Raw genomic sequence first — 25,241 nt, forward strand, 5'->3', positions numbered from 1 at the left:
TATGGGCATTTTCTCCATAACATGAACAAATAAAGGAAACAGACGCTTTTGTTCAAAGCGTCCTATATTGTTGACAAAGGGCTAAAATGATCTTTATTTTAGTCCTTTGTCTTCTATTCAGCGTGACCTGAAAACCTTTGCAGCCCTAGGAAGGACGAGCATCAGAGCGGAGCGAATTTGACATTCATGAGCACCGAAGCGCAGGACTGACAAAGAATTCGAGGGTTTGTCCTCGTGCTGAGACGCTTTTGTTCAAAATGTCCGTGTCCCTCATTCCCTTCAATTACTCTCCATCTACTTGTGCCCATTTCAAATCGATATACCCAACAGGGTGGCGGACAATTCCCTTCACGCCCTCTTTTTGCAAATGAACTTGGTTATAAAAATGAATTGGAATGATCGGTGCTTCTTCAATGAGAAGTGCCTCTGCATCATGAAGGATGCTGTTTCTTTTTTGTTCATCTGCTTCCTTTCTCGCCTTTTTCATCAGCTGATCATAGGTGTCGTTTGACCATCCAGTCCGGTTCATCGCATTCCCTGTTTGAAAGCTCTCTAGGAAATTAATCGGATCTGCATAGTCTGCTAAAAATGAACTTTGCGAGAATTGAAATTTCAGCGCCTTTTGATCTTCTGCAAATACATTGGCTTCCATGTTTGCAAGCTTCACGTCCACACCCAGCGCTTCTTTTAATTGCTGCTGGATGGCTTCAGCTTTTTTCTTGTTCTCAGGCTTTGTACTATATGTCAATGTGACGGGCGGCAGCTTTGAATAGTTCTCTTCTTTCAGCCCTTTTTCTAATAGTTTTGCAGCTTCACTCGTATCTTGTTTGACAAGATCACCGCCAGCTTCTCTGAAATCCTCACCCTTTGAATCTAGAATCCCCGGTGAAACGAAGGCGCGAGCTGGCTTCTCTTTATTTTTCGTTACATAATCCACGATATCTTGCGGATTGATCGCCATTTGTAAGGCTTTGCGAATGTTCTTATTTTGAAAAGGTTCCATGTTCACATTCAGACGATAAAAGAATAGTCCAGCCTGATCTTCAATTTGTACATCTTTATTTTTCAGCAAATTTTCACTTTGTTCTGCTGGAACGAAGGCAGTATCTAAATCTCCCGATTGATACATTTGATAATCAGTGTTTCGATCGCTGATCATCAGCCACTTTACCTGATCCAGCTTGACTGATTTTTTGTCCCAATACGTCTCACTTTTTTCCATAGTGAAGCTCTCATCATGCTTCCATTCTGTCAGCTGAAACGGTCCATTCCCAACAAAGGTTTTGGCATCCTTTGCCCAGTTTGGATCCTTCTCTGCTACCTTCTCATTGACAGGGAAAAAGGCAGGGTTTGCGGTCATATTTAAGAACGATTTCTGCGGGTATGCCAGTGTGACCTTTAGCGTTTTGTCATTTTCAGCACTGACTTTTACATCTTCTTTCTTTCCTTTTCCGCTGTTAAATGCCTCTCCGCCTTCAATCATGTAAGCTAAGAACGATGCAGAAGAGCCTGTTTTCGGATCAAGCAGACGCTTCCACGCATATTCAAAGTCACTCGCTTTCACTGGATCACCATTCGACCACTTGATGCCGTCTCTTAAATGAAATGTGTACGTTTTTCCATCCTCTGAAATCTCCCATTTTTCCGCCATTGCAGGAGATGGTTCGTGCTTTTCATTCAGTCTTGTTAATCCTTCCATTAAGTTATTCAGACCTTGCCACGATACATTATTAAAACCAATCGGCGGGTCAAATGACGTCGGTTCGTTTTCGTTATTTAAGGTTAATACTTTCTTTTCATTCTTGTTGCTTGATGATCCTTTACCTGCTTGCTCATTGGCTGTACATCCTGCGAGCAGCATGATGATGAACAAACAAACACTAATGATCCACCCTTTTTTTCTCATCAAAAACTCCCCCTTTGTGTTGAAGATAACATCGCTTGGTTCGCTCGCTCATCCTGGAGCCAGCAATGCACTGTATGAGTAGGTGACCGCTGCGTTTCGTGCGGCATGATATGATCACACACTTTCATGGCAGCCGGGCAGCGATCGGTATACGGACAGCCCTTTGGCGGTGCAAATAAATCAGGCGGGCTTCCTTCAATCGGAATAAGTTCATCTTTCATATCAAGTCTTGGAACGGATTGCAGGAGCCCTTTTGTATAAGGGTGCTGCGGACTGTAAAAAATATCTTGCCTTGTTCCGGTTTCAACTATTTTCCCTCCGTACATGACTGCTACCCGGTCGGCAACTTGGGCTACGACCCCTAAGTCGTGTGTGATTAAGATAATGGTAACCCCTGTTTTCCTCTGAATCTCTTTAAACAGTTCTAAAATTTGTGCCTGTATGGTCACATCAAGTGCGGTCGTCGGTTCATCTGCGATCAGCACCTTTGGCTCACAAATCAGTGCCATGGCAATCATGAGCCGCTGCCTCATTCCCCCGCTGAATTGGTGCGGGTATTGCTTTAATCTCTCCTTCGGCTGCGGAATACCAACCAAATCAAGCATCTGTATGGCGGCTTCTTTCACTTCTTTTTTCGTCAGCTTTTGATGCTCCTTCGCCGCCTCCATCAGCTGATCTCCTATTGTCAAGGTTGGGTTTAGTGCTGTCATCGGATCTTGGAAGATCACCGAAATATCGACACCTCGTATGGCGCGCATTTCTTTCTCAGATATTGAAAGCAAGTTGCGGTCTTGAAACCAGATTTCTCCCTGATCGACTTGCGCGCTGTATGCAGGCAGAAGCCTCATAATGCTTTGTGATGTCACACTTTTTCCGCAGCCTGATTCTCCCACAATGGCTAAGGTTTCTTTTTCATATACATCGACATTCACTCCGCGTACTGCTTGAACTGAACCGCCGTATGTCCGAAAGCTGACGTGCAGATCGATGATTTGTAGAACTTTTTTCAAAGCGCCATCACCTCTTCATCTTTGGATCAAGCGCATCTTGCAAGCCATCACCTAAATTGTTAAAGCAAAACATCGTAAGTGAAATAAAAAATGCCGGGAAAAATAAACGCCACCAATGTCCATTGTCTGACAGCACAGTCGGCAAAGCATCATTGGCCATCACGCCCCAGCTTGCAAATGGTGCTTGAATACCTAAACCGAGAAAGCTTAAGAACGCTTCAGCAAATATCGCTGTCGGCACAGTCAGGGTCATTTGGACGATAATCGGCCCCATCGTATTCGGCAGCAGGTTGCGGCGAATGATCCGCAGGCTTTTGGCACCAAAGGTCTTTGAGGCAAGGACATATTCCTGGCTTTTCAGCTGAAGAACCTGACCTCTCACAATTCTTGCCATTCCAATCCATCCGGTGACAGTGAGCGCTACAATAATGGTGACAAGCCCTGGCCCCATGAGCACCATCAATAAAATGACGACAAGTAAATAAGGAAGTCCGTAGAGCACCTCGACAATCCGCATCATGACATGGTCATAGCGTCCGCCTTTATAGCCGGCTATGCCCCCATAAATCACACCGATGGCAAAATCAATCAGGGCTGCCATGACACCCACAAATAACGAAATGCGTGCTCCGTACCAAGTGCGAGTAAACACATCTCGTCCAAGCTCATCTGTTCCAAACCAGTGAGCAGCTGAGGGCGGCAGATTTTGCATCGAAAGACGCTGCTCTGTCACACTATTTGGCGCAAGCAATGGGCCTAAGACTGCCATGACAAAAAGAAAAATCAGAACCGATAGACTAAACATCGCAAGCTTATTTTGCTTCAGCCGCCTCCATGTATCTGCCCAATAGGAAAGAGAGGGTCTTTTAATGGCATGGGCTTCTGTTTTCTTTTGCTCTCGTGGAGAAAACCATTCGTCCGGCACTTCAGGATGCCTGTTCGGTGGATCATGCTGAAGGTGTATACTCATGCCTTTCCTCCTTTCTGATGCAGCTGAATCCTTGGATCAAGGAGACGATACGCCACATCGACAATGAAGAGAAGTGTGATTAAAATAATGCTGTAAAAAACAGTGGTTCCCATGATGACAGGATAATCACGGTTGTTTATGCTCTCGACAAAGTATTTTCCCATTCCAGGAATGGCAAATATTTTTTCAATGACAAAACTTCCTGTTAAAATACTTGCGACAAGTGTTCCAAGAATGGTTACAACGGGTAAAAGTGCATTTCGAAGCGCATGTTTAAATACAATTTTAAAGGGAGAAAGTCCTTTTGCTTTGGCCGTACGGATATAGTCTTGCGACAGCACTTCAATCATGCTCGATCTCGTTAACCTGGCGATAATGGCCATTGGGCTGACAGCAAGGGCGATTGTAGGCAGCACCATATGCATTGGACTTGTCCACATCGCTGTAGGAAAGAGCTTCAAATTGACAGCAAGCTGCTGAATTAATAAGGTAGCAAAGATAAAGTTTGGAATGGATATACCGAATACAGCAATCGTCATGGCGATGTAATCAATCAAACCATTATGCCGGAGGGCAGCCATAACCCCTAGCAGGATACCAGAGATAACAGCAATCAATATTGAGATAAGACCAAGTTCTAATGAGACTGGGAAGCCTCTCGCCAATAGATCATTGACACTTTCAGAAGGCTTTTTAATGGAAGGACCAAAATCAAAGGTAACAATAGATTTTAAATAGATGACATATTGAACATAGAGTGGTTCGTCTAAGTGATAGTAGCTTTCGAGGTTTCGCTGGACGGTTTCGTTTGTATTTCGTTCTTCATTGAAAGGCGATCCTGGGATGACCTTCATTAAAATAAACGTTAAAGTCGTAATCGTTAAGATCGTAGCAATCATCGCAATAAAACGCTTGAGCAAAAAGCTGGCCATCTGCTGTCTCCCCCTCGCTTAACAAAATGTTGTACGTGCGGCAAGCTCTGTCATGACAAGCATCGCTTGATAGGCTTCTAATATATTGTCTGCTTGGTATGTCACCGTCGTTGTTCCTTCTATGATGGCAGTACCCGGCATTAAATTCGCCCATTCAGCTTGTCCATAATTGGCAAACTCAATCTTAAGCAGCGGCTGATCAGGAGGCGTCAGCGGCTTCATTTGATCAATCTGTTTCATCGCGGCTTCCACTTGCTGCAAGATTTGTTGATTGACTTTGGCAGGAGGTAAGCATTTCACAGCAGATCTTGAGATGGTTTCTTTCACTGCCACTGTTTTCACACCAGGCATCAGCTTTTCTGCCTCAAGTGCTGCTTGATCATCCCCGCAAACAAGAATCACCGGCACACCATAGTAGCCTGCAACATACGCATTAAAGCCCATTTCACCAATTGGATGATCATTTATGTAAAAATGTCTGACCCCAAAAATCATACTGTGTGACATCACACCTTTCATTGATGCCCTTGCATGATAGCCTAAAAAAACAGCTGCATCATAGGTTTGATCCAATCCTTGCACCATTGAATAAGGCTTTACGTCACCTGATATGAGAACTGCCTCTTCATGCAGTTCTTCGATCAAAAGATTATTCATTTTAGAATGACTGTCATTCACCAAAATGTCGGTGGCACCATGCTGGACAAGCGCCTCTACACAGGCGTTCACTTCACCGGTCATAATGCGTCTGCCACGCTCATAGTTATGCTGGCGTGAATCAACAAATGTATGATCAGCTAGACCAGTAATTCCCTCCATATCGACAGATAGATAGAGCTTCATTCCCATCCCCCTTTAATTAAACATAAAATTTGTGTATATTTTTCTAAATTTTCTAAAAAATTATATGAGAACTTGATTGATTTTTCAATACAATGTCCGAAAATAAGGAGTTTAGACTCAGATAATACAGGTCAAACGGCTTTTTTAGAAAGGATTTTTTTAACAAATAAAACACCACTAACTATGTCTTTAGTGGTGTTTATCCGCTTCGTTAATCTGCGATTTCAGCTGTTCATATTTCTTCATGGTTTGTGTAAATAAATCATCAAACATCTGAGGTGCCTGCTGTTGAATGACCTCAGCACCTTCTCCTGTAATTCCCCCTTTTGTCGCCACTCTATCGACAGTTTCAGCAAAGGTTAGGCCTCGTTCTACGAGGATCTGGCCAGTTCCTAAAAGGGCATACGTTAAAAATTCATTCGCTTCCTCTAAGGAAAGATCACTATTTCTCACAGCCGCTTTCGCCATTTCTTCAAAAAGAGCAGCGATAAAACCAGGAGATGAGCTTGTCAAATTGCTCGCCGCATCAATCCGGTCTTCCTCTACCTCCCTCACGATGCTAAAAGCTGAAAGCAGCCGGTGCAAACGCTCCTTGTCCTCACGTCCTGCGGCTGCACCATGCGCAACAAGTGATACGCCTGTCCCAACAGCTGACGTGAGCGTTGGGATGTATCTGGATACTGGCTGCGCTGTATGCGCCTGTAACTTTTCTAATGTCACAGCTGCTGCTACTGACACAATATGTACCGCTCTCCCTTTAGAAGGCAGCTGATCCAGAACATTTAGTACAGCAAGCGGCGGCACGCAGACAAACAATATATCACATGACGCAGAAAGTTCGTCTAATGAACAAATGTTGATTTCTTGGTGCTTTTCTTTGAGCTGATGAAGGCGCTCCGTTTCACTTCTTGTATGGATCATGATTTGATGAGCATCCAGCACCCCATTTTCCAGCCACTTTTGCACCATCATATCAGCCATACTTCCATATCCAATGATTCCAATTGTCTCCACAGTTTAATCTCCTCTATCTTGCTTAGATTCACTACTTATTTTAACAATTTCCCACAATGTTTTCATTTTTATCCCACACTTTTTTCATACGATAAAGTCAGTCCCCACCACATACGGTAAAACACCCAAACACATACATGAAAAAATCATTGAAAGAGAGTGATTGAAATGACAGAGCACAAAGATGACAAACAAATAATTGAACAACCTCAAAAACAGAAAAAGCCAAACGGCTGGTTTAAGCCATTTGTCAGCGGTGTTGTAGGCGGTACATTAGCGTTAGGTGTCTACGTTCTTACGCCATATGCTCAGCATTCATCAGACAGCACCGCAAATGATTCGGCAGCGAAAACTGAAGCAGTATCGACAAATCACACGAATTCGTCAAAAACAACAGCCGTCCAAACATCAATTTCATCAAGCAGCATCTCCAGTATGGTCGAAAATGTATCACCAGCTATTGTCGGCATTACAAACTACCAAGCGCAAACTCAAACAGACACGAGCTTTGGCGATTTCAGTACGCCTTTCGATGAATCACAGCAAAACAAAAGCAGTCAAGAGGAAGAAACCGGTACAGGCTCAGGAGTCATTTTCAAAAAATCAGGCAATAAAGCCTATATCTTAACAAACAACCACGTCATTGAAGGTGCAAACAAACTAACCGTATCCTTACACGATGGCAAAACCATTGAAGGAAAACTGGTTGGAGCTGATCCGCTCACTGACTTAGCCGTTGTGGAAATTAGCAGCAGTCATGTGACGAAGGTGGCGGCATTAGGCAATTCCTCCTCACTGCGTGCTGGGGAAACCGTCATTGCGATCGGAAACCCGCTTGGTGAAGATCTTTCAAGAACGGTGACACAAGGAATTGTCAGCGGCGTCGACCGAACAGTCTCTATGAACACATCAGCAGGCGAAAGCAGCATTAATGTCATTCAAACAGATGCAGCTATTAACCCAGGTAACAGCGGCGGTCCGCTTCTGACGACAGACGGAAAGGTTGTGGGGATCACGAGTATGAAAATCTCTGAAACAGGTGTTGAAGGCATTGGGTTCGCACTGCCAATCAATGATGTCAAACCAATCGCTGATCAGCTTCTCACAAAAGGAAAAATTGAACGTCCATATATCGGCATCAGCATGCTGGATCTCGAACAAGTTCCAGATGTGTATCAAAAAGAAACTCTCGGACTTAAAAGCAGTCAGCTCGATCAAGGCGTGTACGTCAAAGATATCGCCGCAGGTTCACCTGCCGCCAAAGCTGGCTTAAAGTCAGAGGATGTCATTACCGGCATCAATGGGAAACAAATCAAAACTGGCAGTGAATTACGTCATGAGCTATACACGAATGCAAAAGTAGGAGACACCGTGAGCATCACCCTCATTCGAAACGGAAAACAAAAAACAAAGCAAGTCACATTAACACAATCTGAATCTAAGCAGGTCAGTTCCTAATAAAAAAAACAGCTCAGTTGATGAGCTGTTTTTTTATGAAGACTGAATTGGCGTTAGTCTTTGTTCAATTTCTGCTCGTTTATGCTCTAGGAACGGCGGAAGGGCTAATTGATCACCAAGTTCGTCCACCCCTTCATCCACTGTAAACCCAGGGCCATCGGTTGAAATTTCAAATAAAATACCATTTGGCTCTCTAAAGTAAAGAGCTTTAAAGTAAAAGCGTTCTACAACACCAGAGTTCGTAAAGCCTGCTTTTGAGATTTTTTCATACCATTTTTCAAGCTCCTCTGCATCTTTCACGCGAAATGCGACGTGATGCACACTTCCTCTGCCGGAACGTTCAGAAGGCCCTTCTGTTTTTTCGATCACATGAATTTCTGTTCCAGCACCGCCATTTCCTGACTCAAAAATGGTCACGATCTCACCATCATTTGATTGTTCACGTGCTCTTTCAGTGAAACCAAGGATGTCCGTTAACACACGGATCGTCTTATCAGCTTCTGCAACGGTTAATTCAACTGGACCTAAACCTCTAATTGCAAACTCTGCCGGAATATCGTCATGCACTGGCGGTGAGCCTGCCTCTTGCGTATTCGGTTCTACTGTTAAAAACAGCTGCTGCCCTTCTGGGTCTTTAAAACGCAAAGCAGGTCTTCCGCCTCTCAAGGAAGCTGTTTCTTGCTGCACGCCTTTATCTTCAAACCGCTTTTCCCAAAACGTGAGTGCCTCTTCAGAAGAAACGAGAAGACCTGTGCTTGTGATCGCATTTGTCCCTTCCAAACGGCGGGCAAGCATTGGAATTTCAAAGAATGTAAGCTCTGTTCCTGGTGAAGCGACCTCGTCTCCATAAAACAAATGATACATAGACGGGTCATCCTGATTGACTGTTTTCTTTACAAGTTTCAAGCCAAGGATTTGGCGGTAGAAATCAACATTTTTCTGAGCATTGGCTGTTAACGCAGATACGTGGTGAATCCCATTGATTTTCATTATTTTCACTCCTATTTTAAATTATCTCGAATTCGAGATAATATCCTTATGAATAAAATAGTTCATTTTTCAAGAAAAGTCAACCATTTGACTGCACGTTTACTGGATGTTCGGTTTCCGGTCATTAAATTAACATTAAATCAAAAATAAACTTTCATTGTTCGTTTTTAACACAACATTTACCCTAATATCTCCAATAAAAGAACACTTTTAAATACAAATACGAAAATCAGAAAATTTTTTTAATTCTTGTTTTCCTAAAATCGTATTACAATGAACAAAATACATGTCACAGTAACGTACGAAAGTGATGCAGGAGGTCGTGTGTAATGAACAAAGAACAACCAGCGTTAAAACAAGACATCGGCTTATTTTTCGCCCTATCTCTTGTCATCGGGACCATTATCGGGTCAGGCGTCTTTATGAAGCCAGGCAACGTCGTTTCCTATTCAGGAAGCTCAGACATCGCATTATTCGCTTGGCTGTTAGGTGGGATCTTAACCCTTGCAGGCGGACTGACTGTCGCTGAAATTGGTACACAAATCCCGAGAACCGGCGGTTTGTACGCCTATCTTGAAGAAGTGTATGGTGAATTTTGGGGCTATTTATGCGGCTGGGTGCAGATTATTATTTACGGACCCGCCATCATTGGTGCACTTGGTCTTTATTTTGGTTCATTATTAGCCAATTTATTTTCTCTTTCGACTTTATGGTCTACAACGATCGGCATTATCACCGTTTTATTTTTATGTATCATTAACATCATGGGAACAAAATACGGCGGATTTGTTCAGGGGCTGACCACTATCGGAAAGCTTGTCCCAATTGCCGCGATTATTGTATTTGGCATATGGAAAGGTAACGAAAACATCTTCATGGCCGTCAACGATAGTATCGCTCAAATGAACTTCGGTGCAGCGATTTTGGCTACGCTGTTTGCCTATGATGGCTGGATTTTACTTGCTGCGCTTGGTGGTGAAATGAAAAACCCTGAGAAACTGCTTCCTCGCGCGATGGCAGGCGGAATTTTAATCGTGACGGCTTGTTATCTCTTTATTAATGTCGCACTTTTGCACGTGCTGCCAGCTGATCAAATCGTCCAGTTAGGTGAAAATGCGACAAGCACTGCTGCTACCATGCTCTTTGGACCAATTGGCGGGAAAATCATTAGTATTGGGATCATCATCAGTATCTTTGGCTGTTTGAACGGAAAGGTTCTTTCATTCCCACGTGTGATTTTTGCGATGGCAGAACGAAAGCAGATTCCTTTCGCCAACGCGATTTCGCGGATTCACCCAACGTTTAAAACACCTTGGATCGCTGTATTTGTGCAAATTTTGATCGCCATTGTGTTTATGATCGTCAGTAATCCAGAGAAGTTGTCTGAGGTGTCGATTTTCATGATCTACATCTTTTATGTCATGGCCTTTTTCGCCGTCTTTAAGCTGAGAAAACAAAACAGCGGAATGAAGCGTGCGTACAGTGTACCACTTTACCCACTGACACCGATCATTGCGATTATCGGTTCATTATTCGTTTTAATCAGCACCATGATCACCGATTGGAAAAGCTGCCTGATCTCCATGCTGATCGGGATGGCCGGACTGCCTATTTATTATTATATGAAAAAAGCACAAAAAAAAGCAGAGCACTAACAGTGCTCTGCTTTTTTTCTTTCTTCTCAGCGTAATAGAAAACCTTTGCAGTGTAGGAAAGACGAGTACCGGAGCGGAGAGAATGTGAAATGCGTGAGCACAGGAACTGAGGACTGACAAAAAATGCGAGAGTTTGCCTACACGCTGAAGCAGAGCGCTAAACGGTCTCTGCTTCACTTTTTATATTGTTTGATCACTTTGTATGATTCGTTTAAATATCTCATGAGCCGGTATGGCTTACTAAGCACGCGGATTGGGAGTCTTGAGATAAATCCATTCAGGTTCGACTTATATTCCTGCGTGATCCGCTTTGGCTTTGTTGCTATTTTCTCGTATACTTCCTTGTAAAATTCCTTCATGATGTCGACTTGCACACTGATCTTTTGATGACACTCTGTACACTCAACGCTTTTCATCTGATCATTCACATAAACGATGCTGTGGAGGGTCTCTTCTTGGCACCGAGTACAGTGTAGGTTTGCTTCCATTTCGGTTTGCTTCAAGATACACAGCTCCTTTCTCGTTTGATGTTGCTCTTGTTATATCATTCGAACGCTGCCAGTCTTTTATTGAACGGATGCTTCCTTTAAAATGGCTGCCGCCGTTAGTTCGTCTGTCACCAGTACTTGGATGAAGCCGCCATTTAAAGCCCCTAAAATGCTCTCAGCTTTATGGGTTCCTTCTACAACAGCGATGACCGTTTTGACGCTCTTTAATTGTTCCAGCGATAAGCCAATGACCTTCTGATTCAGTTCATCTTGGACAGGTTTTCCTTCTCCATCAAAGAAACGAAAGCCAATATCACCGACAGCCCCTGATTGCCTTAAACCAGATAAGTCCTCTTCTTTTAAATAACCGACTGTTTTTAAAGTTGACCCTTTATGCGGGTTGCCAATACCGATGAGGGCAATATCCACATTTCTGCCTTCTTCAAGCACAGCTTCTATGTCCTGCATCGCCATCAGCCGTTCTTTTAATTCTTCTGTTTCTAAAATCGCAGGGGCATATAAATAGGAACACGTGCCGTTCATTTTCTTTGCCAGCTCATATGCCAGCTGATTGGCATGAATGTCGACCGCCTGCCTGCCCATTCCGCCCTCTAAAGGAATGACCTTCACATCATTTCTTCGTTCAAAAGGATATTCTTTGACAAGCTCAGCAAGCGTCGTGCCCCATGAAATACCAATTTTCTCCGCATTTTTCATGTTTTTAGACAAATAATAGGCGCCTGCTTGACCGACTGCCCGCTTCACCATCTCAGACATTGTCCCGACACTTGGGACAACGACCGCATCTGTTAATTGAAAGGCTGTTTCTAGCTGCTTTTCAAGTTCCACCGTATGAATGCTTTCGTCCTTAATGTACACTTCAACGATTCCCACATCTTTTGCTTTTTGTAAGAGCTTTGAAATGACTGGTCTTGAGACATTGAGCTTTTTTGCAATTTCCTGCTGCGTCCACCCGTCTGTATAATAAAGATGAGCAACTTTGACGAGCTGTCGTCTTTCTTCCCAATTCAGCATGTGACATCATCCTTTTAATATACTATGATTACCAGTATACCAAACATTCGTTTCCAATTGGAACAATTGTTATGAAAATGACAAAAAGAGCGATTAACTCTCCGCTCTTTTTCCCTCAGTATATTTCGGCTGATACGTTCTCCCTCCGTCTAACAGGATAATTTGTCCGTGCAAATAACTCCCCTCGCTACGTGTGAGAAATAAAGTGAGTCCTGCAATATCCGCAGGCTTTCCTAATCTTCCGATGGGAATGAGTGATTGCAGCTGCCGTTTCTCCTCTACAGTAGGATAGAGCGTATCAAGCATTTGAGATTCAATGACGCGGGGGGCAATCACATTGATGCGTATATGATGCGAACCTAGTTCTTTTACGAGCGAACGCATCAATCCAAAAGCCCCTGCTTTTGATGCATAATATTGAATACCGCCGCCTGATCCGGTGATTGCCGATCCCGATCCAATAATGACAACACTGCCTTCCTGCCGCTCACACATATAGGGTGCCAACGCTTTAATGCAATAGTAAAGACCATATAAGTTCACAGCCAGTGTCTTTTTCCAAAGTGAAAAATCGACTTCTAAAAAAGGCAGTGATTTTGTCATTCCTGCTGAATACACAAGGTGAGCAATACCGCCCAGCTCCCTTTCAGCTGCTGATATCATTTGCTGAACACTTTCCCACGATGAAACGTCAGCTTGAAATATCAGCAGCTGGGGATACTGTGTCTTTAAGAGCGAAAGTCCCTTTTCGTCTATATCTGACACGGCGACTTGGTGCCCTTCTTTTAAAAATCGCTCAGCAATTTCTTTTCCGATCCCTTGGGCTCCGCCAACGATGAGAACTGGTTTTTGCACATTAGCCAGCACTCTCACCCCCATCAAGCATAATCGCCGCGCCATCTGTAAATGCACCATAGGATGTACTGAGAAACACCGTCATATGGGCCACAGTCTCCTTGATTTGCTCTGTATCAGGAACCAAATCGAGAGGCGGCGGCAGCAGCGCAAGCACCCGGATACCTTTGTCTTTAAATTCTCTCGCTAACCCTTTTGTCATGGCATTCAGCATAGAATTCGATGTAGCATGTGAGATCCCGCCATCACCTGTGATACTGCCTGATGACGATATATTAATGATGCAGCCTTGCTTCTGATCAACCATATGCCATACAGCAGCCTGACTGGAAAGAAAGACGGTATTCACAGCCGATTCCACTTCATCTACCCACTCATCTGGGCTCACGTCATCAAGCTCCGCGTCTGCTCCTTGTTCAGCTTGATTGACCAAAATATCCAGTTTACCGCATGTATCAATCACTTGCCTCAGCATCCGTGTGGCATCACGCGGCGTTTCCAGCGGGTTCTGAATGATACTCGCTTGACCGCCCATTTTTTGAATGTCTTCCCGAATGGTTTTAGCCTTTGATTCATCATGAAACGTGTGTAAAAAAACATGTGCACCTGCCCGGGCTAAAGCCAGGCAGATGGCTTCTCCAAATCCATCTGTGCTACATGTCACAAGTGCCGCTTTCTGATGAAGCTGGACGTGCACATGCATCTCCTCCCTATCCCTTGTTTGGCCATTATTTTCTCAGCTTACTCACGATATCAAGTGCTGCTTCATAAAAACCTTCTGAGATGGTCGGATGCGGATGAATCATTTTCGCCATCTCTTCTGCTGTTCCTTCTAAATACATAAAGGAGGAAGCTTCTGAAATCATCTCTGTGACGTGCGGGCCAACCATCGTCGCACCAATCACTTCACCATAGGCTGTATCGTATACCAATTTAATAAAACCTGTTTGCTCGCCTGCCGCTAGTGCTTTACCACTTGCTGCTAAATCAAATCGTTCTGCCCGCACGTTAAGTCCTTTGGCTTTTGCCTCTTTTTCAGTTAAACCAACACTTGCTACCTCTGGTAATGTATAAATACATCTAGGCATGATATTAGCATTCATTTTTTCAGACACACCGCAAATATTACTGACCGCAACAGCGGCCTCTGCCATCGCTGCGTGAGCAAGCTGATAGCCGCCAGCGACATCCCCAACTGCATAGACACCTTCCACGCTTGTCTGCATCTTGTCGTTCACCTTGATAAAAGGACCATCCAACTGAAGGTCAAGCTGGCTGACAGCAGAAACGCTAGGTCTTCTTCCTACACAAACAAGCAGTCTTTCAGCCGTAAAGATATGCGTCTCTCCTTTATCGTCTGATGCATGAACCGCTTTGATTCCTTCGCTTTCCGTCACCTCTGTCACAGTGGTTTTTTTCGCGATATGGATGCCTTTTTTCTTTAACTCTCTTTCTAGCAGCTTAGATGCTTCCTCATCCTCTTGCGGAATAATAGACGGAGCCGCTTCGATAATCGTGACTTTTGATTGAAGACTCTGGAAGATACAAGCCAGCTCAAGTCCAATGACACCGCCGCCAATGATGACGACAGAAGCCGGAATATCTGGGATGTCAAAGATCGTATCACTTGTGTCAAATTGAATGTCTTTAAGGCCCGGTATTGGCGGAATGGCAGGTGAAGATCCAGTAGCAATGATGAGTTCTTTCGTTTCGATCGATTCTGCCCCATCTTGCTTTTCAATCTCAATCCGGTGCTTTGTAACAGCTGTACCTCTGCCGTTATATACATCAATCTTTCCTTGCTTTAATAAAAAGGCAATTCCGCCTCTGAGCTTTTCAATGACGTCATCTTTGCGCTTTCTCATTTTATCGAAGGAAAGGACCAAATCACCTGTTTCAATTCCCCAGCTTTTCGCCTTCTCAATTGATTCAATGACTTCTGCATGTTTGAGCAGCGTCTTTGAAGGAATACAGCCCCGATTTAAACAAGTACCGCCTAGAAAATCCTCTTCAATCAATGCGACCTTCCGTCCACGCTCAGCTGCTTGAAGGGCGGCAGTATACCCGCCAGGCCCTCCGCCAATGACTGTCAGATCATACGTTTTCGTCATCCGATTCATCTCCTACATTAGCAATTCAAATGGTTGTTCAAGCACTTTTTTAAGGTCTGTTAAAAAGGCAGCCGCTGGTGCGCCATCTACCACTCGGTGATCAAACGATAAACTAACACCCATCATCGGCCGCACCTGAATTTCTCCATCTACTACAACAGGTTTTTCTTGAATGCGCCCAACCCCTAAGATCGCCACTTCCGGCTGATTAATAATCGGGGTAAAGGTATCAATGGCATACATCCCTAAGTTACTAATGGTAAAAGTGGACCCTTTCAGCTGGTCTGGCAGCAGTTTTTGGTCACGTGCGTTTCGGCCGATTTCTTTCGCCTCTTTTGTCAGCTGTTTTAACCCTTTTTGGTTCGCATGAGAAATGACTGGAACCATTAAGCCATCTTTTACAGCGACAGCGAGACCAATGTGCACATCGTCATGGAAATGGAGCTCATTTTGTTCAAACGTCATATTGATCTGCGGGTGACGTGTGAGTACGTTGCTGACCGCATGAATGATAATTTCTGTGAACGACAGTCTGTAGCCTGTCTCTTTTTCAATCGCTGGCAATAGCTGTTTGCGTACTTCTTTCGCTTTTGTCATATCGATTTCACTTGTTAATGTCACGTGCGGTGCTGTAAAGGCACTTTGTGACATGCGGTCAGCAATCACTTTTCTCATGCCAGCTAGTTTTTGTGTTTTCGCTGGAGAAGACTCTGCTGTTTGTGCAGCTGCTGCCATTACATCACTCTTCATAATTTTTCCGTGTGCACCAGATCCAGCAACATTCGCTAAATTGATTCCTTCACGAGCAGCCACTTTTTCTGCAAGTGGTGACACGCGCTGATCTTTCTCACTAGAGTGGACGGCCGCCTCGACGTCACGCTTTTGAACTCTGCCTTTAGGTCCTGTGCCAGATACCTCATGAATCGCTACATGATGATCCTTTGCCGTTTTTCTCGCCGCAGGTGTGGCACGTACTTTTTCATTAGGTGTTTTTGGGGCTTCACTTTCACTAGAACTGGATGAACCCGCGTCTGATGAAGACGATTCGCTGCTGCCTGGTGAATCTTCATCTGATTGTGCTGGCGGTTCACTTGGCACCTGTTCATTTGCCTCTCCGATGTATCCAATGACAGCATTAACTGGAATTTGATCATCGGCTTCATAATATTTCTTTAGAAAAATACCATCATCATAGGCTTCCACCTCAATATTGATCTTGTCTGTCATAATTTCAAAAAGAGGCTCACCGATTTCAACCGAATCTCCTTCTTCTTTAAACCATTGAAGCAAGGTGCCGACTTCCATCGTACTGCTCAGCTTCGGCATAAATATCTCTTTTGGCATGATCTTCTCCCCTTTACTTAAGAGCGCACAAGCTCTTTTGCTGCTTCAATAATATCTGGCACTTGTGGAATGACCGCTTTTTCCAGCGTTGGGTTGTATGGTATTGGAACCGCAAGACCGCCAAGTCGTTTAATTGGAGCATCTAAGTAGTCAAAGGCTTCACTTTCCGCTATCATACTTGCAATCTCTCCGCCATAGCCGCCTCGTTTTACCGCTTCATGAACGACGATACATTTACCTGTTTTCTTCACAGATTCGATAATCGTTTCTTCATCTAATGGGACGAGTGTTCTTGGGTCAATGATTTCAACATCGATTCCCTCGGCTTCTAGTTCCTTCGCCGCTTCTAACGCTTTGTGTACCATTATCGCTGTTGCTACAATCGTGACGTCTTTCCCGCTTCTTTTCACATCTGCTTTCCCTAGAGGAATGGAATATTGCTCTTCAGGCACTTCACCGATTGTTTTATATAAAAGCTTGTGCTCGTAGAAAATGACAGGATTGTCATCATCCATCGCCGCTTTTAAAAGTCCTTTTGCATCATAGGCTGTTGAAGGCTGAACCACTTTAAGTCCTGGAATATGCGCCATCCACGCTTCTAAGCTTTGGGAGTGCTGCGCCGCTGCACCCGTTCCTGATCCTGCTGGTGTTCTTACGACAAGCGGCACCTTTCCTTTTCCGCCAAACATGTATCGTGTTTTGGCTGCTTGGTTCACAAGCTGATCCATTGCGATTGTGATAAAGTCAGAGAATTGAAGTTCTAAAATCGGCCGCATACCAGTTAAAGCCGCTCCGACTGCCCCACCTGCGATGGCAGCCTCTGAGATAGGTGTATTGCGAACGCGCTCTGGACCGAATTCTTCAATCATGCCGCGCGTGACCCCAAAAGCACCTCCATATACGCCGATATCTTCACCTAAAATGAAGACATCTTGGTTTTCTCTCATTTCCTGACTCATAGCCTCTCGAACGGCTTCTAAATATGAAATCTCTCTCACTGTTGTTTTTGTCACGTGATTCCCCTCCTAATTAGGCGTATACATCCTCTAATAGTGTGTCAATTGACGGTTCTTTACTGTTTTTGGCGAATTCTACAGACGCTTCAATTTCCTGCTTTGCTTCTTCCTGTAAGCTTGCTGCCTGCTCTTCTGTCAAAACATTCAGTTCAATTAAGAGAGACTTAAAGCGTTTGATTCCGTCTTTTTGTCTCCACTCTGTCTCTTCTTCACGTGTACGGTATTTTTTCGCATCACTCTTAGAGTGACCCTTCCAGCGGTATGTTTTCATTTCAATGAGTGATGGGCCTTCTCCCGCTCTCGCACGGCTGACTGCTTCATCAACTGTGTTCATAATTTCGACCATGTCATTTCCATCAACCGTTTTTCCTGGCATTCCGTAGCTTTCTGCTCTTGTTGAAATGTCTTCAATGTTGATCATTTCTTTCACAGGGCCAGACATGCCGTACTGGTTATTTTCACAAATAAACACAACTGGTAAATCCCAAATAGACGCAAGGTTTAATGCTTCATGGAAGCTGCCTTCATTTGTGGCGCCATCTCCGAAGAAACAAAGAACAACAAAGCCTTCCTGCTTCATTTTAGATGTGAGCGCTGCACCTGTTGCCAGCGGGATACCGCCACCAACGATTCCATTTGCCCCAAGATTTCCTTTTTCTAAGTCCGCAATATGCATGGAGCCGCCTTTTCCTTTACAATAGCCGGTTTCACGTCCAAACAATTCAGCCATCATTTTATTAACCTCGGCCCCTTTTGCAATACAGTGACCGTGTCCCCTGTGTGTGCTGACGATCTTATCCTTATCTTCTAATACGGCAATCGATCCAACAGCTGACGCTTCCTGTCCAACACATAAATGAGTCGTGCCATGGATAAGTCCTTTTGCAAAAAATTGATCGACCTTTTCATCAAAATATCTCACTAACCACATTTGTTTATATAAATCTGCTAATTTCTCATGACTAATCTGTTCAGGCAAAGTGATTTGTTTTTGCATTTCTTCTCTCCCCTTTACATTTGTTCTTATGTGTTACATTTGTAATTATCATACGTTTAAGTGTCATCGAAGTCAAGCATTTCTCTCTCATTTTTAAGCGTTTTCATCTTTTGTCAGAAAAAAAGAGAAAGGCAAAGCCCTTTTCCAAAGAACTTCTCTTTCTCTTTTAATCTCATACACTCATTCATCTGGATACATCATGATTTTGACGCTCTCACCCTCAGGATGCCTCGCACATTCTATCGCCTGAAGCAGCTGGCTTAACGGATAACGATGCGTCACCATCTTTTCAGTGTTGACCACTTTTGCTTTCAAAAGCTCAAGGGCTTCACGATAATGATATGGATGCGAGGAATAAGCTCCCACTACCTTCACTTCATCATTGAAAAATCGTTCAGCAGGAATGGCCACATCTCCCTTTGGAAAATGAGCAAACACCAAAATCGTCCCGCCTCGCGCTACAGCCTGAAACGCCTCTTTTAAAAGCGCACTGCTCCCAACAGAAATAATGACGAGGTCTGCTCCCTTTCCATCTGTTTCCTTCATCACCCGGTTTTCAACTGGCTCAGCTGCTGGATGGAAGGAGGCGTCTGCACCTAAACTCCTCGCTTGCAGCAGCCTGTTCTCATTCACATCTGTTATCATCACTTTCCCAGCCAAATAATATTTGGCGAGCTGCAATTGAATACAGCCAATTTGCCCCGCTCCAAGGATCAATACGGAATCTCCTGGATGAACAGGAGCTCGTTCAAACCCATGCAGACAGCAGGCAACCGGTTCTACCATCGCCCCTTGCTCATACGATACGTCTTTTGGAAGCTTGCCCATCGTGTGCTTGACATGCAAAGCAGGTACACGGATATATTCTGAAAACCCGCCCGGCTCTACATTTGTGGCTGTAAACTGCGGGCACATCGTATAAAATCCCTTTTGACAAAAGTCACAGGTGAAACAAGGCACATGATGCGCCACATAGACCCTGTCTCCCGTCTGGACATTTGTCACACGCTTGCCGGTCTCGACAATATCACCAGCGATTTCATGCCCCAGCACTGTCCCAGGAGGTACTGTCTCATGTGTTGCTTTGTAAATATCCGTTCCGCATAAGCCGCAGGCTCGCAGCTTTAACAGAACTTCGTCATCACCGATGACTGGCCGGTTCCGCTCCTCATACCGAATGTCCTCTGAAGAATAAAAGACAGCTGATTTCATGTAGCGGCATCCTCCTTTTCATCACCCTTCGCAAAATCCTGTAGTGTTTGAACAAGCTGCTTGTACTCACTCATCTCACTTGATATCCAGTAGCGCCCTCCGAATATCCGGGCTGGTCCCACCCTGACATAGACTTTCCCAATATGAGGATATGGCTTTAAAAAAAGCTTTCCTTTAATATCAGAAACTGCATATGTGTGCCATCTGCCAAAAGCCCCTATCTTCAGTTGATCTTCACTAATGACGACGTTTGTCGGCTGGTTCAGTCCTGTAATACTAGAGAGCATGAGAATAGGCAACGTATAAACGCCTAACACAGCTAAAGGCTCAGGTCCTGCTGACCATAACGTATAAAGAGACCAGAGAAAAAACAGACAGATGAGCACAGCCGGAAGAAAAATAGACAACAGTGCAGACGTTCGGCTATAAGCATGATGCTGCATGAGACTTCCTCCTTTCAGATCACTAGAAGGAGCCCGAAAGCTCCTCCATGCAATAACTCTCTACTTGATATGATCGATGATTTTCTCGATATCATCTTCAATACCAAATCCAGTTAAAAAGGATAATGTTTGAATCACAGGTGTCCCTTTTGTATCACTCACAGGCGTTGTTGTCACAATTAAATCTGCGCCCTCCGCTTTTTGCGGGACTTCAGATGCCTTACACTGTTCTACGACGACATCATATCCTTTTTCCTTTAACGTTTCTTCTACCTTTTTAGCCACAACCGTTGATGTTGCAACTGCCGTTCCGCATGATACTAATATTTTCTTCGCCATTAGAATCCCTCCAGCTCATTTATTGTTCTTTTTGATCTAAGCCCATTTCTTTTGCATACTGCTTTTTAATATCATTTCGCACCCAGTACCATAGAAGCGCATAAGCCAAAGCACAGATAATCGCTGCAATAAAGTAAGGGTTGCTCGGATCAAGAAGTCTCACCATGATCCAAGGAATAACGTGAGAACCAAGGTCAATACCTGAAATCATGTTTGCCCCTTCTGGGAAATCAAAGCCGACTGCTTTCCCCATGGTTGTCGCAAGCGGTGCAAGGTTCGTTGCGATAAAGAAGACAATCATTAATGTAAAAATACTGTTAATAAGACCGCGAATAATATTTCCACGAGCGGCTGCTACTGCCCAGACAACTGTAAATGGCAGAACCGATAAGTCAGCAAACGGGAGCATGCCATTGTAAGGCAGGACAACTGCGAGCAAAATCGTAATCGGCACCATTAAAAGGGCTACCGCCATATTCGCTGGATGACCAATCACAATCGCTGTATCTAAACCAATATAGACATTTTTCCCAGGGAAACGCTTTTGAATATAAGAACGAGCGCCCTCAGAGATTGGAATGAGCCCCTCCATTAATAACGCAACCATTCTTGGCATTAAGACAAGAACTGCTGCCATTTGAATACCGAGCGTCATCACACCTTTTGCATCATAGCCGCCAAGAAGACCAATAATGATACCAAGTATGAGACCCATCACAAGCGGTTCACCAAAAATGCCAAAGCGTTTCTTCAATGTTTCTGGATCAGCATGAATTTTGTTTAAACCAGGGATCTTATCAATGATGCGGTTGGACGCATACATGAGCGGGGCAAAGTTGACCGTTTCAGCATGAGCCATCGATACGCCTTTTAATCCGAAATGGTGTTCGATTGTCGGCGCCGTCCAATCGGCTAATTTTAGCGTGATCGCAGAGACGATCAAGCCAACAGCAAGAGCCAAGAACATATTATGATAAGCGTAGTAAGTAACAGAGGCTGCGAAAATCAAATGCCAGAAGTTCCAAATATCCACATTCAGCGTTTTCGTAAAGTTTACGGACAATAAAATGACATTTAATAAAAGCACAAGAGGAATCATGAGCGGGGCAACAGGTGTACCAAAGGATATGGCAGCTCCAATCGGCCATCCAACATCCAAAATATCGAGCTTTAGCCCAAGGGAATTAACCATGGCTTTTGCTGCTGGCCCAAGTCCGCTCACGAGCAAATTAATGACAAGATTGACACCGACAAATCCAATTCCGATCGTAATACCGGCCCTGAAGGATTTCTTAAAGCCCTGCCTTAAAATCATACCGAAAAGCGTCATAATAATCGGGAGCATAATAGTTGGTCCAAGGTCCAATATAAAATCGACGGCTTGCTTGATCATACATCCACCTCCTGAATTTTTTCAGATAAAGCGCTTACATATTTTCGAGAATAACTATTGGTTTAGTTCTTGCTGAAGCACGTCAACTGCTTCTTCATAAGATGTCATGTGTGAGAGCTTTGTCATCACCTCTTCTTTTCTAAAAAGTGTCATCAGTTTCTCCAGCATCACAAGCTGTTTGCTAGGCTCAGAGATTGCTAGGACAAACACAATTTTGGCTTGCACTGTTTCATCAGGGCTTCCCATCTTATGAAAAATGACAGGCTCCTTTAAAGTAGCTACACTAATCGCTGGTTTGTTCACATGCTCAGGATCTGTATGCGGAATCGCTACCCCAAACGCTGCCAGTGGAAGGCCTGTAGGATATGTTTTTTCTCTTTCAAGCACTGCTGGTAAAAAGCTCGATTTAATGTACCCTCCAGCTTCTAACCGCCCTGCTAAATATGTGGTCACCTCCTCTCTCGAAGATGCTTCGAACTGCAGCTTAATCAGTTGTTCATCTAACTCAAACAAGCTGTTCAAACAACCACCCCTTTCATTTGGTATAAATATGAACACATGTAACAAAAGAAAGAATATTTTTAGAATAGAACCTTTTATAAAGCGCTTACAATTATGAGTTCTAAAAAATGTTCAATACTGTTACCTTTGTAAAGATATTATAATATTCAAAATTATAAGTCAATGTCCCTAGGGAAATTTAAATAAAAAAAGACGCAGTCATCACCGCGTCTCTTCCTTCTAATCTTCTATAATGCTTGTTAAATGTGGCTTCCTATATCTAAAAATTCAGATACAAATAGATTGTCTGTCTGCACTGCCATTTCTTCCTTTGTGCCAATTTTTTCGATTCTTCCTTCATTCATCACCACAACACGATCAGCAATATCGAATGCTTCTTCTTGATCATGTGTCACAAAAATGGTGGTCATTTGAAAGTCACGATGAATTTTTTTCAGCCAATGCCTTAATTCTTTCCTCACCTTTGTATCAAGTGCACCAAAGGGTTCATCTAAGAGGAGAGCCTTCGGCTGAACGGCAAGTGCGCGCGCCAGTGCTACACGCTGCTTTTGCCCGCCTGACAGCTGATCTGGATACCGCTGCTCAAACTGCGAAAGCTGAACAACCTCTAAAAGCTCATGTACCCGCTCTTTGATGTCTTTTTTAGGCAGTCTTTCTCCTCTAGGTTTCATTTTCAGCCCATATGCCACATTATCAAAAACCGTCATATTTCGAAAAAGCGCATATTGCTGAAATACAAAACCGATCTGCCGTTTTCGTACTGGAATGTGTGTGTAATCCTGATCTCCAAATAAAATCTGTCCGTTATTGGCGTAATCAAGACCTGCAATGATTCTTAATAACGTCGTCTTCCCCGAGCCAGACGGTCCTAGTAAAGAGATCAATTCACCATTTCTTATCGATAAATCCACGTTTTGCAAAACCTTTGCCTGACCAAAATGTTTTGATATTTGTTTTGCTGTAATCCCCAAGACCGATCCCTCCATTTATGTTGACCGCTTGCCAAGCCGGTGATCCCTCTGTTGAATGATTTGCTTAATGATTAAAGTAATGACAGCCACAAACGCCATGAGAGACGCCACAGCAAAAGCGGCTTGAAATTGGTACTCATTGTATAAAATTTCGATATGAAGCGGCATCGTATTGGTCATGCCTCGAATATGACCTGATACAACCGACACGGCACCAAATTCACCAATCGCTCTTGCCCCGGCTAAAATGACACCGTAAAAAAGAGCCCATTTGATATTCGGCAGTGTCACAAAGAAAAAAGTCTTCCATCCGTTTGCACCAAGTGTGAGCGATGCTTCCTCCTCATGAATGCCTTCATGCTGCATAAACGGGATTAATTCTCTAGCAATAAACGGAAATGTAACGAATATGGTGGCTAGGATCATGCCTGGTACAGAATAAATGACTTTCCATCCATTCGCCATAAGCCAAGGTCCTAAAAGCCCGTTTGAACCAAATAAAAGCACAAATACAAGTCCAGCAATCACAGGCGAAACGGCAAACGGGAGATCAATCACAGTCGTTAACAAACGTTTTCCGCGGAAATTAAATTTTGTGATAAGCCATGCAGCACTCACCCCAAAGATCATTTGAAGCGGCAAGGTGACGACGACAATGAAAACAGTCAATTTGATCGCCGCGAGTGTATCTGGATGTGAGATGGCCAGAAGGTATGAACTCCATCCTTTCTCAAATGCCTTTGAAAAAACGGCGATCAGCGGTAAGAGTAAAAATAAAATCAAAAAAGCATACACGACCGTAATCAAGAGGATTTTCACCCCTTTAGATTCGGTTACAGGACTTTTATACTGAACATGGTGCTGATGACTAAGCTCTCTCTCCAATGGTTTCACCTCACGTATACTTGTTTTTTCCGCTCAACATACCACTGAATGCCGTGAATCAATAACAGGATGAAAAACGAAAGAAGCAGCATCAAGCATGCAATCGCTGCTGCACCATGATAATCATACTGTTCAAGCTTGGACATGATCATCAGCGGTGTAATTTCTGTTTTAAACGGAATATTTCCAGCAATAAACACAACAGAGCCATATTCACCTAGCGCTCTTGCAAACGCAAGTGAAAATCCAGTCATCACCGCAGGAAACAAGGCCGGCAGCAGTACGTGAAAAAAGGTCTGTCTCCTTGTCGCACCAAGAATCGCCGCAGCCTCTTCAACTTCCTGCTGCAGCCCTTCTATCACAGGCTGAACGGTTCGGATAACGAATGGAATGCCAATAAAAATCAGTGCCAAAATAATCCCAATCGGTGTGTATGCCACCTTTATATGCAGAAATTGACCAATCCATCCATTAGGAGAATAGAGGGTGGTCAGGGCAATACCCGCAACAGCTGTTGGGAGAGCAAAAGGCAAATCAATGAGAGCATCTAAGATTTTCTTTCCATGGAATGTGTACCTGGCGAGAACCCAGGCAATCAGTACACCAAACCCTGCATTGATGAGAGCAGCTGCAAAGGAAGTCGTCACGGTCAGCTGAAGCGACTTCAATACTCTTGCATCGGTAAAAACCTTCCAAATCCCCTCTGCTCCTAATGAAGCCGTCCAAATAAATACCATGGATAAAGGAATGACGACAATCGCACTCACATATACGAGCGTCACCCCAAGGCTCAGCCCAAATCCAGGCAATATACGTTTTCTTTTATTGGCGGCTGCATGTGCTTTCTTCATC

25 protein-coding genes are annotated in these 25,241 nt (G+C 43.9%); 2 read left to right on the forward strand and 23 right to left on the reverse strand.

The features are described from left to right. Positions 1-283 precede the first annotated feature (283 nt). From EV579_RS02900 to proG, 6 genes are all read right to left on the reverse strand, one after another. Positions 284-1,906, reverse strand: a complete 1,623-nt coding sequence (locus tag EV579_RS02900) for a peptide ABC transporter substrate-binding protein (RefSeq protein ID WP_133743903.1) — start codon at positions 1,904-1,906, stop codon at positions 284-286. Then, a complete protein-coding gene (locus EV579_RS02905) occupies positions 1,906-2,916 on the reverse strand; it encodes an ABC transporter ATP-binding protein (protein WP_133743904.1) in 1,011 nt (336 codons plus the stop codon). Before EV579_RS02905 ends, EV579_RS02900 begins: the two co-directional genes overlap by 1 nt. A gap of 7 nt (positions 2,917-2,923) precedes the next feature. Further along, positions 2,924-3,886, reverse strand: a complete 963-nt coding sequence (locus tag EV579_RS02910; protein WP_024424622.1) for an ABC transporter permease — start codon at positions 3,884-3,886, stop codon at positions 2,924-2,926. Then, a complete protein-coding gene (locus EV579_RS02915) occupies positions 3,883-4,818 on the reverse strand; it encodes an ABC transporter permease (protein WP_024424621.1) in 936 nt (311 codons plus the stop codon). Before EV579_RS02915 ends, EV579_RS02910 begins: the two co-directional genes overlap by 4 nt. An 18-nt stretch (positions 4,819-4,836) precedes the next feature. Beyond that, positions 4,837-5,661 (reverse strand): M55 family metallopeptidase, encoded by an 825-nt coding sequence (locus tag EV579_RS02920; RefSeq protein WP_133743905.1) that lies wholly within the window; start codon positions 5,659-5,661, stop codon positions 4,837-4,839. 189 nt (positions 5,662-5,850) lie between these two features. Further along, positions 5,851-6,675, reverse strand: a complete 825-nt coding sequence (gene proG / locus EV579_RS02925; protein WP_133743906.1) for a pyrroline-5-carboxylate reductase ProG — start codon at positions 6,673-6,675, stop codon at positions 5,851-5,853. 168 nt (positions 6,676-6,843) lie between these two features. On the opposite strand from proG, the gene EV579_RS02930 reads away from it, so the two are divergent. Beyond that, positions 6,844-8,133: a S1C family serine protease gene (locus tag EV579_RS02930; protein ID WP_133743907.1), complete on the forward strand. Its 1,290-nt coding sequence runs from the start codon at positions 6,844-6,846 to the stop codon at positions 8,131-8,133. A 33-nt stretch (positions 8,134-8,166) separates the two neighbouring features. Here EV579_RS02930 and EV579_RS02935 read toward each other — a convergent pair whose 3' ends face one another. Continuing rightward, complete coding sequence (locus EV579_RS02935; protein ID WP_025092293.1) at positions 8,167-9,123, reverse strand: ring-cleaving dioxygenase; 957 nt, start codon at positions 9,121-9,123, stop codon at positions 8,167-8,169. A gap of 329 nt (positions 9,124-9,452) precedes the next feature. On the opposite strand from EV579_RS02935, the gene EV579_RS02940 reads away from it, so the two are divergent. Next, positions 9,453-10,778: an APC family permease gene (locus tag EV579_RS02940; protein ID WP_133743908.1), complete on the forward strand. Its 1,326-nt coding sequence runs from the start codon at positions 9,453-9,455 to the stop codon at positions 10,776-10,778. Between the two features lie 173 nt (positions 10,779-10,951). On the opposite strand, the gene EV579_RS02950 is transcribed toward EV579_RS02940, so the two are convergent. From EV579_RS02950 to cysT, 16 genes are all read right to left on the reverse strand, one after another. Then, positions 10,952-11,281 (reverse strand): bh protein, encoded by a 330-nt coding sequence (locus EV579_RS02950; protein WP_034281483.1) that lies wholly within the window; start codon positions 11,279-11,281, stop codon positions 10,952-10,954. Positions 11,282-11,344: 63 nt separating this feature from the next. Next, positions 11,345-12,301, reverse strand: a complete 957-nt coding sequence (locus EV579_RS02955) for a sugar-binding transcriptional regulator (RefSeq protein WP_133743910.1) — start codon at positions 12,299-12,301, stop codon at positions 11,345-11,347. Between the two features lie 93 nt (positions 12,302-12,394). Next, complete coding sequence (locus tag EV579_RS02960) at positions 12,395-13,180, reverse strand: SDR family NAD(P)-dependent oxidoreductase (protein WP_133744060.1); 786 nt, start codon at positions 13,178-13,180, stop codon at positions 12,395-12,397. Further along, complete coding sequence (locus tag EV579_RS02965) at positions 13,158-13,859, reverse strand: SDR family NAD(P)-dependent oxidoreductase (protein WP_243837375.1); 702 nt, start codon at positions 13,857-13,859, stop codon at positions 13,158-13,160. Before EV579_RS02965 ends, EV579_RS02960 begins: the two co-directional genes overlap by 23 nt. Positions 13,860-13,884: 25 nt before the next feature. Next, entirely contained in the window at positions 13,885-15,267 is a 1,383-nt protein-coding gene (lpdA, locus tag EV579_RS02970; RefSeq protein ID WP_122631228.1) for a dihydrolipoyl dehydrogenase, read from the reverse strand. Between the two features lie 12 nt (positions 15,268-15,279). Next, a complete protein-coding gene (locus tag EV579_RS02975) occupies positions 15,280-16,611 on the reverse strand; it encodes a dihydrolipoamide acetyltransferase family protein (protein ID WP_024424947.1) in 1,332 nt (443 codons plus the stop codon). Positions 16,612-16,628: 17 nt separating this feature from the next. Beyond that, positions 16,629-17,609 carry an alpha-ketoacid dehydrogenase subunit beta gene (locus EV579_RS02980; protein WP_034281944.1) on the reverse strand — a complete coding sequence of 327 codons (981 nt, stop codon included), beginning with the start codon at positions 17,607-17,609 and terminating at the stop codon, positions 16,629-16,631. 31 nt (positions 17,610-17,640) lie between these two features. Then, complete coding sequence (gene pdhA / locus EV579_RS02985) at positions 17,641-18,624, reverse strand: pyruvate dehydrogenase (acetyl-transferring) E1 component subunit alpha (RefSeq protein ID WP_024424949.1); 984 nt, start codon at positions 18,622-18,624, stop codon at positions 17,641-17,643. Between the two features lie 180 nt (positions 18,625-18,804). After that, complete coding sequence (locus EV579_RS02990; protein ID WP_024424950.1) at positions 18,805-19,836, reverse strand: alcohol dehydrogenase catalytic domain-containing protein; 1,032 nt, start codon at positions 19,834-19,836, stop codon at positions 18,805-18,807. Further along, positions 19,833-20,279, reverse strand: coding sequence for a hypothetical protein (locus EV579_RS02995; RefSeq protein ID WP_133743912.1), 447 nt, complete (start codon positions 20,277-20,279; stop codon positions 19,833-19,835). The genes EV579_RS02990 and EV579_RS02995 overlap by 4 nt, the downstream gene beginning before the upstream one ends. 60 nt (positions 20,280-20,339) lie before the next feature. After that, entirely contained in the window at positions 20,340-20,618 is a 279-nt protein-coding gene (locus EV579_RS03000) for a PTS sugar transporter subunit IIB (RefSeq protein ID WP_003212259.1), read from the reverse strand. A gap of 19 nt (positions 20,619-20,637) precedes the next feature. Then, a complete protein-coding gene (locus EV579_RS03005) occupies positions 20,638-22,011 on the reverse strand; it encodes a PTS galactitol transporter subunit IIC (protein ID WP_024426780.1) in 1,374 nt (457 codons plus the stop codon). Between the two features lie 54 nt (positions 22,012-22,065). After that, positions 22,066-22,533 carry a PTS sugar transporter subunit IIA gene (locus EV579_RS03010; protein ID WP_024424952.1) on the reverse strand — a complete coding sequence of 156 codons (468 nt, stop codon included), beginning with the start codon at positions 22,531-22,533 and terminating at the stop codon, positions 22,066-22,068. 239 nt (positions 22,534-22,772) lie between these two features. Next, entirely contained in the window at positions 22,773-23,504 is a 732-nt protein-coding gene (locus EV579_RS03015; RefSeq protein WP_166644679.1) for a sulfate/molybdate ABC transporter ATP-binding protein, read from the reverse strand. A gap of 15 nt (positions 23,505-23,519) precedes the next feature. Further along, on the reverse strand, positions 23,520-24,389 hold the full coding sequence (gene cysW, locus EV579_RS03020) for a sulfate ABC transporter permease subunit CysW (RefSeq protein WP_133743914.1): 870 nt from the start codon (positions 24,387-24,389) through the stop codon (positions 23,520-23,522). Positions 24,390-24,394: 5 nt separating this feature from the next. Next, the gene (gene cysT / locus EV579_RS03025) at positions 24,395-25,240 is read right to left on the reverse strand and encodes a sulfate ABC transporter permease subunit CysT (protein WP_024424955.1); all 846 of its coding nucleotides are present in this window, start codon (positions 25,238-25,240) and stop codon (positions 24,395-24,397) included. Position 25,241 lies beyond the last annotated feature (1 nt).

Source organism: Bacillus sp. BK450 (genome assembly GCF_004364885.1).
In the GTDB taxonomy this organism is placed as follows: domain Bacteria; phylum Bacillota; class Bacilli; order Bacillales; family Bacillaceae; genus Bacillus; species Bacillus safensis.

Bases quoted from the DNA above. Each gene is read 5' to 3' on its own strand.
- EV579_RS02900 (WP_133743903.1), bottom strand. From the start codon at position 1,906: ATGAGAAAAAAAGGGTGGATCATTAGTGTTTGTTTGTTCATCATCATG.
- EV579_RS02910 (WP_024424622.1), bottom strand. From the start codon at position 3,886: ATGAGTATACACCTTCAGCATGATCCACCGAACAGGCATCCTGAAGTG.
- EV579_RS02915 (WP_024424621.1), bottom strand. From the start codon at position 4,818: ATGGCCAGCTTTTTGCTCAAGCGTTTTATTGCGATGATTGCTACGATC.
- EV579_RS02920 (WP_133743905.1), bottom strand. From the start codon at position 5,661: ATGAAGCTCTATCTATCTGTCGATATGGAGGGAATTACTGGTCTAGCT.
- EV579_RS02930 (WP_133743907.1), top strand. From the start codon at position 6,844: ATGACAGAGCACAAAGATGACAAACAAATAATTGAACAACCTCAAAAA.
- EV579_RS02935 (WP_025092293.1), bottom strand. From the start codon at position 9,123: ATGAAAATCAATGGGATTCACCACGTATCTGCGTTAACAGCCAATGCT.
- EV579_RS02940 (WP_133743908.1), top strand. From the start codon at position 9,453: ATGAACAAAGAACAACCAGCGTTAAAACAAGACATCGGCTTATTTTTC.
- EV579_RS02955 (WP_133743910.1), bottom strand. From the start codon at position 12,301: ATGCTGAATTGGGAAGAAAGACGACAGCTCGTCAAAGTTGCTCATCTT.
- EV579_RS02960 (WP_133744060.1), bottom strand. From the start codon at position 13,180: ATGGGGGTGAGAGTGCTGGCTAATGTGCAAAAACCAGTTCTCATCGTT.
- EV579_RS02965 (WP_243837375.1), bottom strand. From the start codon at position 13,859: ATGCATGTGCACGTCCAGCTTCATCAGAAAGCGGCACTTGTGACATGT.
- lpdA (WP_122631228.1), bottom strand. From the start codon at position 15,267: ATGACGAAAACGTATGATCTGACAGTCATTGGCGGAGGGCCTGGCGGG.
- EV579_RS02975 (WP_024424947.1), bottom strand. From the start codon at position 16,611: ATGCCAAAAGAGATATTTATGCCGAAGCTGAGCAGTACGATGGAAGTC.
- pdhA (WP_024424949.1), bottom strand. From the start codon at position 18,624: ATGCAAAAACAAATCACTTTGCCTGAACAGATTAGTCATGAGAAATTA.
- EV579_RS02990 (WP_024424950.1), bottom strand. From the start codon at position 19,836: ATGAAATCAGCTGTCTTTTATTCTTCAGAGGACATTCGGTATGAGGAG.
- EV579_RS02995 (WP_133743912.1), bottom strand. From the start codon at position 20,279: ATGCAGCATCATGCTTATAGCCGAACGTCTGCACTGTTGTCTATTTTT.
- EV579_RS03000 (WP_003212259.1), bottom strand. From the start codon at position 20,618: ATGGCGAAGAAAATATTAGTATCATGCGGAACGGCAGTTGCAACATCA.
- EV579_RS03005 (WP_024426780.1), bottom strand. From the start codon at position 22,011: ATGATCAAGCAAGCCGTCGATTTTATATTGGACCTTGGACCAACTATT.
- cysT (WP_024424955.1), bottom strand. From the start codon at position 25,240: ATGAAGAAAGCACATGCAGCCGCCAATAAAAGAAAACGTATATTGCCT.